11 protein-coding genes are annotated in these 13,053 nt (G+C 31.7%); all 11 read right to left on the minus strand.

Annotation, left to right across the window (positions count from 1 at the left end; translation table 11 throughout):
• A partial coding sequence (locus tag M2651_RS13915) for a transposase (protein WP_252132944.1) occupies positions 1-677 on the minus strand: 677 nt, incomplete at its 3' end.
• Positions 678-783: 106 nt separating this feature from the next.
• A complete protein-coding gene (locus tag M2651_RS13920) occupies positions 784-2,505 on the minus strand; it encodes a WG repeat-containing protein (protein WP_252132945.1) in 1,722 nt (573 codons plus the stop codon).
• A 111-nt stretch (positions 2,506-2,616) separates the two neighbouring features.
• Positions 2,617-4,668 (minus strand): ABC transporter ATP-binding protein, encoded by a 2,052-nt coding sequence (locus tag M2651_RS13925; protein ID WP_252132946.1) that lies wholly within the window; start codon positions 4,666-4,668, stop codon positions 2,617-2,619.
• A 16-nt stretch (positions 4,669-4,684) separates the two neighbouring features.
• Complete coding sequence (locus M2651_RS13930; RefSeq protein ID WP_252132947.1) at positions 4,685-6,412, minus strand: ABC transporter ATP-binding protein; 1,728 nt, start codon at positions 6,410-6,412, stop codon at positions 4,685-4,687.
• A 37-nt stretch (positions 6,413-6,449) separates the two neighbouring features.
• Positions 6,450-6,899 (minus strand): MarR family winged helix-turn-helix transcriptional regulator, encoded by a 450-nt coding sequence (locus M2651_RS13935; RefSeq protein ID WP_252132948.1) that lies wholly within the window; start codon positions 6,897-6,899, stop codon positions 6,450-6,452.
• Positions 6,900-7,185: 286 nt separating this feature from the next.
• Positions 7,186-9,360, minus strand: coding sequence for a family 10 glycosylhydrolase (locus M2651_RS13940; protein ID WP_252132949.1), 2,175 nt, complete (start codon positions 9,358-9,360; stop codon positions 7,186-7,188).
• Entirely contained in the window at positions 9,281-9,631 is a 351-nt protein-coding gene (locus tag M2651_RS13945; RefSeq protein WP_252132950.1) for a hypothetical protein, read from the minus strand. Before M2651_RS13945 ends, M2651_RS13940 begins: the two co-directional genes overlap by 80 nt.
• 92 nt (positions 9,632-9,723) lie before the next feature.
• Positions 9,724-10,233: a hypothetical protein gene (locus M2651_RS13950; RefSeq protein WP_252132951.1), complete on the minus strand. Its 510-nt coding sequence runs from the start codon at positions 10,231-10,233 to the stop codon at positions 9,724-9,726.
• Positions 10,233-11,261 carry an AAA family ATPase gene (locus M2651_RS13955; protein ID WP_252132952.1) on the minus strand — a complete coding sequence of 343 codons (1,029 nt, stop codon included), beginning with the start codon at positions 11,259-11,261 and terminating at the stop codon, positions 10,233-10,235. The genes M2651_RS13950 and M2651_RS13955 overlap by 1 nt, the downstream gene beginning before the upstream one ends.
• A gap of 96 nt (positions 11,262-11,357) precedes the next feature.
• On the minus strand, positions 11,358-12,530 hold the full coding sequence (locus M2651_RS13960; protein WP_252132953.1) for a restriction endonuclease subunit S: 1,173 nt from the start codon (positions 12,528-12,530) through the stop codon (positions 11,358-11,360).
• 3 nt (positions 12,531-12,533) lie between these two features.
• A partial coding sequence (locus M2651_RS13965) for a type I restriction-modification system subunit M (protein WP_252132954.1) occupies positions 12,534-13,053 on the minus strand: 520 nt, incomplete at its 5' end.

Raw genomic sequence — 13,053 nt, forward strand, 5'->3', positions numbered from 1 at the left:
GCTACATATTGTATTATATGTTCAACATTAAAATTTCTTACTAATATTTTTCTTTCACTTCTATACTCACTTTTTTCATCTTTAAATTCTGTTTCTTCTTTCGTTATATTGTCTATTAAAACTGTCCTTGTCCTTATAACAAGTTTCACATATCTTTCTTTTGATTTGATTTTATCTTTACCAAATAAATTTAATATAAATTGTTTATCTATAATATCAAACTCATCTTTTCTTAACTCTAGATATATCCCTAAACTAGAATAGTAATAGTTTTCTGGGTTATTCTCGTAACCTATAATATCTAATGGATTATTATGAATATAAGCCGATAAAGCTACTAAATACCTATCATCTTTCACTATTTTACTTTTAAATCTATCTTGAAAAAGATGTCCATGCCTTTTATGTATTGTATTATAATATCTAGCATATTTAAAATTTATGCAGTGCATTATTTTAGATATATCTGCTCCATTACAGTCTACTATTAAATGGATATGATTATCCATAAGGCAATAAGCATATATTTTAAAATTATAAATTTTTTGATATTCCTTTATAAGAAACATGTATTTTTTCTTATCAGCATCTGTTTTAAACAGCTCTACTTCACTTATGCTTCTTGCCATAACATGATATATTGCTCCTTCTTGCTTTTGCCTTGCTATTCTCGGCATAAAACACACCCCGCTTATGTATAATTTTATCTTTAATTCTATCCATAAGCAGGGTGTTATAAACAATGGTTTGTTGTTAACCGTCCCTTTTTCCTTTTTCCTATTTCTAATTGAATGCCTTCCAAAACTCCCCGTTAGTATTGATTATGCTCATAATATTCTTATAAGGTATTTTAAAAGTAGGAAACCCTGCAGAATAAGGTGCAATCTCATAAGGGAAGAAATAAATATACAGTACATCTTTACCAATATAAAAAGGCTGGTCAGGCTTAATTCCCTTATAGGCATCAGGAAAAACATATTCGTACTCAGGATCTGTTTTAATCATCTCTCCTATAATATCACTCAATACCTTTACGTAATTGCTGCCAGGCTTAAACAAATCCTTCAGCTCATAAAACCTTCCAGTTACTAAGTCTATATGAGGATAAATCTTTGAAGGCATACCGTGAGCTGCTCCAAAAGGAAACTCATAGGCGTTAAGTTCTATAACTAAAAGCTGCTTTTGGAAAAATTCTATATTAAAATCTCCTGTATAACTAGTTTCAGTTTCAAAGGTTAATTTATATTCTTTAACCTTTGACAGCTTTTCAAGCTCAATATTTACTTTCTGCTGTGCTGCCTTATCTTTCATACCTTGAACCTGTGCATAATACACTATATAATTTCTGTCTGGTCTGAACTTTTCTTCTTTTACTCTATAATCATAATTCAACGGAATAACAGTATTCTGCTTCCACACAAGCTCTGAAGCTTTATTATAATAACTTATCCTATAATCTACAAAAGCTTTTATCAAATCTCCTTGAATAGTCAAGCTGCCACCTCCGCTTAAAACAGGTAATTCTGTTACTATCTTGCCTGTTTTATCAATAAAAAATGTATTTCTGTCATCAGTAGCTGAAGCTAAACTATTTTTATAACAACCCACATCAAAGTATATAAAATCTGTAAGGAATCTGCCTTCAGTATCAGCAATAGCATATTTTAAACCTAAATATGGCTTTTCTTCATTAATGGCTTTTAAAACAGCTACCCTATTTTCCCCTAATTGATTTATGCTGTTATACTCTGGCTTTATAATAAAATTACCGTTTTTATCTATAAGTCCATATTTATTAATAATATCCTCTCCTATATTTACTACTGCTCTGGCCTCAGCAAAAACCCCACCGCTTGTAAACTGAGGCTTAATAACTACATTTCCATCTACATCAATATATCCGGATTTGCCATCAGAAGTTTCCTTAAATTCTAATAACCCATCTCCAAGTCCCCCAACATAAGGATAATTATAATATTGTATTATATTTCCGTTTAAATCAATAAGTGCATATACATTTTCTTTTACATGAACTACAGCCTTCCCATCCTTAAAATCAGAAGCATTTAAATACTTTGCAGGAATTACTTCTTTTCCTTCTCTATCTAAATATCCATATAAATAATTTCCATGCGCATCACTCAAAGCAAAATAGGCTCTTCCATTACTAAAATTACTTATAAAGCTATAAGATTTACAAGTAATCTCTCTGCCCGTCTCATCAATAACCTTAAAGCCGCTCTTATCAATAACTACTGCCAAACCTTCCGAAAAATCCATTATATTTTCGTATTTTGGTCTTACTACATATCTTCTCAAGCTGTTTATTATTCCATCAACATTATTTAAAGTAACAATAGCAAGACCATTATTCTGAAAATCCTTAGCATACTCAAATTGAGGCAAAATTTTAAATCTTCCTCTGCTGTTTATATATCCCCACTTTGTTCCATGTAAAGTTTTTACTGATGCCGTAAATAGATTTACTCTTCTTTCACTACTCATTATAAAATTTCTCCTAAAATTCTTTTACAATTATTATATAAAGAATTTTTATAATGTGTGCATACCAAAAAATTAATATTGCCCGCAGGTTATGCAGGCAATTATATATTATTATACAGCTTTATCTTCCAAATCAGCTCCTGCGAACTGACTGTTATATAGGTCGGCATAAAAACCGCCTTTTTTAAGAAGCTCATGATGATTACCCTGCTCAATTATACTTCCATTATTCATAACTAAAATTAAATCTGCATCCCGAATAGTTGAAAGTCTATGAGCAATAACAAAGCTTGTTCTTCCATTCATAAGATTCTTCATAGCTTTTTGTATCTGTACTTCTGTTCTTGTATCTACACTTGAAGTTGCTTCATCCAATATTAATATAGCTGGGTCAGCCAATATTGCACGGGCAATAGTTAAAAGCTGCTTTTGACCTTGTGATATATTTGAAGCTTCTTCATTTAATATTGTGTTATACCCTTCTGGAAGAGTTCTAATAAAATGGTCTGCGTGAGCTGCTTTTGCTGCACGGACAACTTCCTCAAAGGATGCTCCCTTTTTGCTATAGGCGATATTATCCTTTATAGAACCTGTAAATAACCAAGTATCTTGAAGCACCATACCAAACATAGTTCTTAAATCTCCACGATTTAAATCTCTAATGTCTACTCCATCAATTGTAATTTTTCCGCCTTGAATCTCATAAAAACGCATAAGAAGATTTACAAGAGTAGTTTTCCCTGCACCAGTTGGCCCAACTATAGCAATAGTCTGTCCCTGCTTAACATCTATATTCATATTTTCCATAAGAGTTACTGTTTCCTTGTAACCGAATTTAACATTTTCAAATTTAACTTCACCCTTAGGCTTTTCTATAACTATAGCATCTACTTTATTTGGCAGTTCTTCAACTTCATCAAGTATTTCAAACACACGTTCAGCTGCTGCTACAGTTGATTGAAGAATGTTTGCAATATTTGCAGTTTGTACTATAGGATGACCAAACTGCCTTGAATATTGAATAAAAGCTTGAATATCACCTACTGCAATTCTCCCCTTCGTTACAAACAATCCGCCAACAACGCTTACTAAAACATAACCAATATTATTAACAACCATCATCATAGGCATTATTATTCCTGATATAAATTGTGCCTTCCAACCAACAGTATAAAGCTTCTCGTTCAATTCATCAAATTGTTTAACAGCCTTATCCTCATGACCAAAAGCTTTAACTATTTTATGTCCAGTATACATTTCTTCTATATGACCATTTAGCTCTCCAAGAATCTTCTGCTGATCCTTAAAGTAGTTTTGTGATTTTTTTGCTATTGCCATTGTTATAAACACAGAAACAGGTAACGTTACTATTGTGACAAGAGTTAATACAGGACTTATTGTAAGCATCATTATTATAATACCTATAATAGTTACTACAGAAGTAATAAGCTGTGTTAAGCTCTGCTGAAGAGTATTTGCTACAGTATCTAAGTCATTTGTAACACGGCTTAGTATTTCCCCATGAGTACGTGAATCAAAATATTTAAGAGGAAGTTTATTAAGTTTTTCATTTACATCACTTCTCATGTCATACACAGTATTTTGAGCAACCCCTGCCATAATATACTGCTGAATATATCCAAATGCTGCACTTACTATATAAAGTCCTATAAGAAGCAGAACTATTTTTCCTATATAAGTAAAATCAATTTCCGGACCGTGCTTGCTTATAAAATTCCAAATTTCCGGATCGATACTTGTAATATCCATCTTTGGCATAGAACCGCTTTGTACAGCCTTTGGATTTGCCATCATTTCTTCAATCAATTTTCTTAAAGATTTAGGCAAATCTTCCATTTTTAATAAACTAGGGATATTCTCTGGTTTAAACAAATTCATGGCATACTGCCCTTTAGCCATTAGTCCTTCAAAAAGCTTTGTCGTAGCCTTTCCCATTATCTTAGGGCTTACTATATTAAATATTGTACTTATTATAGCAGTTACAAAAACTGCAATTAAATTAATTTTTCGAGGCATCAAATACTTTACAAGCCTCTTCATAGTTCCTTTAAAGTCCTTTGCCTTTTCTGCAGGTCTTCCCATTGGAGGTCCGCCTGCCATAGGACCTCTGCCTAATCTATGTTGTCCTCTATTTTCACTCATATCACTTCCCCCTTCCTTATGCCAGCTCTTCTTCGCTAAGCTGTGAAGAAACAATTTCACGATATACTTCATTATTTTGCAGAAGTTCTTTATGCTTACCTATTCCTACAATTTTACCTTCATCTAAAACTATAATCCTGTCTGCATCCATTACTGTACTTACTCTTTGTGCAACTATTATAACTGTTGCATCTTTAGTTTCACTTTTAAGAGCTTTTCTAAGCTTTGCATCTGTTTTAAAATCAAGAGCAGAAAAACTATCATCAAATATATAAATTTCCGGCTTTCTAACTAAAGCACGAGCTATAGAAAGTCTTTGTTTCTGTCCTCCTGAAACATTATTTCCGCCTTGGGAAATCAGCGAATCATAACCTTCCTTCATTTTTGATATAAAATCAGCTGATTGAGATACTTCAGCAGCATGCCTTACTTCCTCATCACTAGCCTCTTCTTTTCCATACCTGATATTATCTGCAATAGTTCCGGTAAATAGTACAGCTTTTTGTGGAACAAACCCAATCTTTGATCTGAGATTTTCTTGAGTCATCTCGCGGACATCCACCCCGTCAACTAAAATACTTCCGCTTTGAATATCGTAAAAACGAGGTATAAGGCTTATGAGTGTAGATTTTCCAGAACCTGTACCTCCAATTATAGCTGTAGTCTCTCCGGGCTTTGCACTAAAGCTTATATTTTCAATAGCTGGCTGCTCAGCTCCTGGGTAGCTGAAAGTTACATTCCTGAACTCTACATAGCCCCTTTCTCTATCAGCTTTATTAGGACTTTCAGGGTCAACAATCTCTGGTTCCATCTCTAAAATTTCATTTATTCTAACTGCTGAAGCTTCTGCACGAGGAATCATAACAAACATCATTGCCACCATTAAAAAAGAGAACATGATATGCATTGCGTATTGGATAAAAGCCATCATATCTCCAACCTGCATCTCACCAAGGTCAATGCGTTTTCCTCCAAACCAGATAATTGCAATGCTTGTAAAGTTCATAACAAGCATCATAACAGGCATAACAAAAGCCATCATTTTATTTACTTTAATAGCTGTTTCAGTTAAATCCAAACTTGCTTCATTAAAACGTCTTTTCTCATCATCAATTCTGTTAAATGCACGAATTACTCTTATACCTGTTAAATTTTCTCTTAAAACCCCGTTTATCTTATCAATTTTTACCTGCATTGATTTAAAAAGAGGCATAGCCTTCTTCGCCACAATAACTATAAGCATTATAAGAACAGGAATTGAAACAGCAAATACAAGTGTCAGCTTTCTATCTTTTGAAAGCGCCATAATAAACCCTCCAATAGCCATTATTGGAGCACCTATCATAAAGCGCATCATCATAATTGTCACTTGCTGAACCTGAGTAATATCATTTGTAGTTCTTGTAATCATTGAAGAAGTTCCAACTTTATCAAACTCATGAAGTGAAAAACTTTCACCTTTTATAAAAAGCTCTCTCCTTATATCACGTCCAAAAGCTGAGGCAGCCTTTGAAGAGAGATAACTTGCCAGTATTGTGCAGATACCGCTTCCCGCAGCAACCAGCAGCATGAAACCTCCAATTTTTATAATATAGCTTGTATCTCCGTTGTATATACCTTTATCAACTATATCAGACATTAAAGTCGGCAGATAAAGCTCTGCCATAGTCTGAAAAAAAATAAGCACTAATACAGCAGCAGCAAAGCCTGCATAAGGTTTTAAAAATCTTATTAATTTAAGCACAAATATTCATCTCCTATAATTTTAATATTTTAATTCATCAATCTGTTTTTTTATCCATTGCTTTATTTAAGTTATCAATCATTTGAAGAAAAAATCGTCGGATAAGTACTTTTTCTTCTTCAGTAAAATTAGTAAACACTTCATCATTTATAGTATTTATACTATCTTTTACCTTAAGTCCCACTTCCCTGCCTTTTTCAGTTAAGTACACTCTTGATTTTCTTTGATCTTCCGTGTCCTGTCTGCGTTCTACTAATCCTGATTTCTCCATTCTGTTAATCATAACAGTGATAGTAGCAGGCTTAATCTTCAGCTTGTCGGCTAATTCCCTTTGCGTCTGTCCGTTGTTATGTCCTAAAGCCATTAAAAGAGGAGGCTGCCCTGGATAAATTCCTATTTCATCAAGCAGCACGTGTATCCTGTGGTAATGTAATCTTATAACCTGTGAAAACGCATAATATAAAGAGTCAGGATTATGACAATTCATCTGTAGTTCACCTCTATTTATTTAGTCGACTAATTATATAAATATATTACTACTGCAATATGTTTTAGTCAATATATTATTTTTTGAACAAATTATTACAAATCAAAATGCAGAGCCATTGATTCTTCTGCACTAAAATATTATTAAATTTTTTAGCTAATACATTTACCTATATTAACTTAAATAATTTTATATAATTATTTTATTAGACGGCTAATTTTTTATGTAAAACAAAAGCAGCCTTAGTAGACTGCTTAAATTATGTTATAGTAACATTTAATATTTTTTATTTATAAAGAACTGCTTTATGTTTTCCTTTTGGCAAGACAATAACGTACTTATCATTATTTTGTTTAATTTCTGCATTAAAAACATATCCATCAAGCTTTATTTGTGCAGGCTTTTTATTTACTATCATATAAAATCTTCCTTCACTTGTATAACTGAAGCTCAAATTCTTATCTTGAGATACATCTGTTATTTCACCGCTTATACTTTCTATAAATAGTTCAGAACTATTTTCTATATCTTTTATCTTAAGTTTATGCTCACCACCTGGTATAATAACCCCCTGTTTTGAAACAAAAGGCCACTTTTCTCCATCTATATAATAAGTTTTACCCTCTGTATTTACGTTCCATATAAATCTTTTATCAGCCTTTATTATATACTCGTTCTCTGACACTTCCTGAACTTTAATGTCGCTGCTTCTAGTGTAAGGCGCAAGCTCCATATCAGTCTTTTCAAAAGTAGCTAATGCATATAATATAACTTTATCCGTATACTTTGAGGCATTATTTATAAGCTGATAAAGCTCTACTCCCCTTTGTTTCTTAGTAGGATAAACTTCCCCTCCTCTATCAATAACATTTATATCAATAGAAAGCTGATTCCCTTCAGACATTATATCTCTATATTCTTCTCCAATAACTTTATACCTATCCGGGCCAAGATTCCAGAGAGTAAATGGGTCTTCAATTTCAAGTATAAAATGATACTTATCCTGCAGTTTTGCAATAGCCTGTGCATCTACTCCTATGTTTTCTCTCATGCTTTTATCTGCAATACTGTCAATAACTGTTACATTAGTCTTAAGATAAGGCTTCTCTTTTTTTATATTTTCACAAAGCTGTAAAAATTCTTCATGAAGCTTTGTTACAAGTTCCACCCTGTAATCAATTATATTCTGTTTCATTTCCTTATTATATATCCAGTAATATCTGGAAAAAGGATTAAAGGCCTTTTTAGGATCAACTCCATACTTCTCTTTAAAAGCCTGCCTGAAGCTGTCATTCATTGGCGTAAATTTACTCATATCTTTAAAGCCTTTTCCTGGAGACTCAAAATAAATTTCTGCAATATCTACCCCATCCCAGTCAAAACTTTTTATAAAGCTTTCCGTATATTTTTTTATTTCCTCTAAAGCTTCTGGATTGCTAAGAGCCATAAGCCTTCTCCAATCAATAAAAGCATCCTTGCCTGAAGCTGTCTTTTCTCTCCACTCAGGATGTTTGTCCCAAAATTCAATGCTTACTAAAGGAAGCTCAAACCATGCAAATACTTCAATTCCTCTTTTATGACACGCATCTATTATTTCTTTATAAAGATTTCCATATTTCTCTGGTGAGTACCAAGCACTTAAGTTAATTTGGTTTCCCCCATAACTTTTAACTTTTTGTGCAATATCTTCAGGAGTATCCTGTGTATGATAAGAAATATCCACATAAAAAGCTAAGTCATCCCTTGCAAAAGAAGGCATTATCTTAAACTCTTCTTTTACTGCTTCTGTTATAAGAGGGAAATAATCATAGCTTAAACCGCTGCTTCCTACAAGCGATATTCCTGAATAAATAAAATTGCCTTTACCATAGCTAACTGCAGCCATTACTGGATTTTTATCCTTCTCCTCTGCAAGCACCTTAAAATTACCTTCTATAGAAAACAGCTCAAAGACTGCAGAATTCTTAAAGGTAATTGGTACTTTACTTTCATTATTCCATGTATATCCATTAATCTCCTTATTGCCGTTTAGAAAGGTTATACCTAATTCTTTGCTTAAATATGTTTTTCCCCAGGTTATAAGCTTTTGTCCTGTTTTAATTTTTTCAGATATGTATGTGCTCTTTTCACTATCTAACAAAGCTGCTTCTTTTTCAGGAACTATTAAAATAAAATTAATGCCCTTTAACTTTTTATAATCTTCAAAACTTCCTTCTGCAATATCATATCCCACGCTTGCAAAAATATTTTCAACTGCTCCGTAGCTTTCACCTGTTTCATTTAATATAAATATCCCCGAAACTAATGAGTTAAAGCTTTTTACTTTGTTTATAGAAGGTACCGTTTTGTTTATAGCAGGTGCTTCTTTTTTTGAATTGACCTTAAAATAAAATAGCAGCCCTGAAGCTGCTATTATTATAATAATTAAGTACAGCTTGTATCTTTTGAAAAATTCTTTCATTTGTATTCCCCTTTATGCTTATTAACATATTTTCTATGGTGGATTTATAATACTTAATAGACTTTTCTGAGCAACCTTCTACACGCTTTGCACAAATAAATAAATTGCAATAATCCACTTCTTCGTTCTCACAATCCTTATTATTAGCTTCATCTATTAAAGTAGCGCCTTGTAGCTTTTTTAATAAAACTTTATGAAGCTCTTCCATCTGCATATTATTAAGTATCTTTATCATTTCCTGTTCAATTTCAATAATAAGCTTTTCTACCATAATCACCAGCTCCTAAACTTTAATATATTATGGTATATTGCCACATCTTACATTGTTATACAACTTGTCAAATTATTTAGTTAAAAGCGTTATTATCCAGCACTTTTAACCAAATTATATTTATTAGCAAATTTATCATTCATTACAACAACTTCACTTTTCCAAATAGTATTTTGATATGATAGCTTCCTTTTTAATGCCTCTGAAATGGGTAATAGCCATTCTATATCATGGCCTTTAATAACGAGAATAAATTTAAATTTTATTCCACTATTATCCAATTCGAAAAAATTGTTATCTAGTTCGCCATAAACTTTATTTCTCCCTAAAATAGCGGAATAAAATAAATTAAAAGAATGTATAAACTTATCTGAAATCTCATCTATAAACTCATTAAAACGTATAGTGTTCTGCTTTGTAGGCCTTGGTGAGCTTGATTTTGCTTCAACAAAGTTCAATTCATTTTCACTTCTTAAGAGGAGGAACTCTACAGTTTTTATTCCATTTCCTACTTTTCCATGAAGTTTAGACTTTTCAATTTCAAATACCTTATCTTCCTCAAAATCACCAAAAATCATATTAGATTCAATTATTTGTACCATTATTCCATCGCCCTCTCAACTTCGTCCTTATACAATTGAATAAAGGTATCCATTATTGTATTGTTTTTTAAATCTCCAAAGTTAACATTGTTCTCACATATCACACCTTCATTAGTTTTATAAAATGAATAATACATAATTTCATCATTCTCGGAACGCTTAACTTCAAAATACTTTGCAAAAATATAATCATGTGTAGTAAGGAAAATTTGAACACCATTTTTTTGTAATTCAATTAAAATCTCTACTAAATCCGGAATAAATTTAGGATTAATATTAGCCTCTGGCTCATCCCATAAAAGAATACTATTCTCTGTAATATTTTCATTCATTAAAAGCTGCCACAACAACCCTATTTTCTTAAACCCTTCCGCTTCAACTGCAAAATTAACCATCTCGCCATTATTTTTCTTAACATAAAATTCTTCATTTTCAATGACAACCCTGCCATCCATCATCTTTTCAAGAATTGGTAGTATCTTTAATGCAACCTTAGGAGGCTCTTTTAATTGCCACTGCTCAGCTATTTTTATAATATCAATCAATGTTTTATCAAATGGAAATTCACTAAATTTATCAGCCATTGCTACAAGACCTTTTGAATGTGTAAGCATCTCTTTTGCCGGAATAAATGTACAATTTATTTCTTTTGCTGGATATGATATTTCATATGAGCATTCATCATTACTTCCAAATGTTGAAGTTATTCCATTAATATTTAAATTCAATTTACCCATTAAATATTTTTTATCTGACTTGTTATCAATATTTGAAGCTTTTACCTCCAAAAATAATGGTTTAAGCTGTTTAACAAAAAAACTATTATTTACATTAACAGATTTAAAATACTTTGAAATATCATCTATATTATTACTTTTAGAAATTTGAATATCTGCATAAATTGCCTTAAGTAATTGGGTTTTTCCTGTTCCGTTTTCCCCCACAATTATATTTATACCCTTTGAAAAATTAACTTTTAAACTTTTAAAAACTGTAAAATTTCTCAATTCAATACTTTCAATACTCACAATGTATCACTCCCTATACCTCTTAGGTATATTATCTATTTTTCTTATATTATATCCTTAAATTTACATGCTAATTATTCCAAGAAAACTTACATATTAATTAAATAATTCGCCTTTGAAGGCTTTTTGCATCAACGAATTAAAGTTGTTCTCTAATTCTTTCAAACTACTCTCCATTGCAAATTTCAATTTGTCGACTTGATTAACGAAGGCGGCAAATTGGTTTTGTAGTTCTATTGGAGGATAAATTATAGGAAACTCCTCCAAATGTTCTTTATTTATCTGTCTCTTATCAATTCCTCCAACACATACACTTCTTATATAGTCTCTATATTCATTAGTAGTAAGAATAAATAATACAAATTCATTTATTTCACCCTCTTGTAGCCTTATCAAATAAACGTGTCCATTAATATTTGCACTATTATCTTCTCCTACAAACATAGCTGCTCTACCTAAGCTACTATTTTCAGTATTTATTCTACCAGTTTTAGTCATTAAAATATCTCTATTCTTCAAACTGCTTTTTAACATTTTGTTATGAGTTTCTTTATCTATATATGCTATATCATCAAGTACCAATTTATTTTTCCAAACATTTTGACTTCTAAAAAACATAATTCCTTCATCAACATAAACTTCACTACCCCCTTTTGGAGTATTTCCGCTTAGTATTTTAGTTGATATATTTTTTAATTTCTTAACATCCCATCCCATAGGATTATTTATAGGATCCCCAAACATCTCGATAAATCTCGATTTGACTAATTCATCTAAAGCTTCTATTTGTTCTTTTCTTTTATCTATTAATTCTTGAGCTTTGTCTAATATTTTTATTATCCTCTGTTGCTCTTCAGAGCTTACCTCAATAAATTCAGCATCAAGGATATCTTCACGCGTTACTCCTGGAATCATTCCTTTAGCTTTTTCTTTTAGTCTGTCTAAATAATATTTCATATAATAAAACACAAATTTGACATCATATCCCTCTTTAGGTCTTATTGCCATAACCTGTCTGCTTAAATGAACTTTCTCTTCCTCTAAGATTAATAACTCACCAACCGTTCCCTTTACTGAGATTATTAGATCACCTTTTTCTCCAATTACAGTAGGTTCATTTGTCCATCTTTCAATATTTAGTTTTCCATTAGTCATATTACTTGCTCCCATAATGTAAGGGATACCCTTATTTTTATCATTATATTGAGCTTTCGTTAAATCTCTTCCTGAAATTAACTCTATATAATTTCTTAACTTAACATATTCCATCACTTACACCTCAAGCATTCCTTTTAATTCTGATAGCCCCTTAGAAATCTCCTCCTCTAAAGCCTCTATTCTTTCTAAAATAACACTTGGTGCATCATATACTACTTCTTCATATTCAATTTCCTTATACTTATTTATAGACAAATCATAATCATTGTCAGCAATCTCTTCTTTCTCTACCCAGAACCATTTCTCTTCTTTAGCAGGCTCTAAAGTTTTATCCTTCTTTATAGCTCTCCACTTTTCAATTATATCTGGTATGTCTCCTTCATTATCAAGCTTTGTCCTCTTATCATCAAGAGAATAACCATCGCTTTGCATATCGTAAAACCATACTTTGTTTGTTTCTCCGCCTTTAGTGAATATAAGTATAGCTGTTGACACTCCTGCATAAGGTTTGAATACTCCTGAAGGCATGGATATGACACCTTCTAGTGCATTTTCTTCAACTAAAGTTTTTCTTATATCCTTATGTGCTTTAGTTGAGCCAAATAAAACTCCATCTGGTACTATAACAGCACAT

The organism is Clostridium caldaquaticum (genome assembly GCF_023806125.1).
Classification (GTDB): Bacteria; Bacillota; Clostridia; order Clostridiales; family Clostridiaceae; genus Clostridium_AT; species Clostridium_AT caldaquaticum.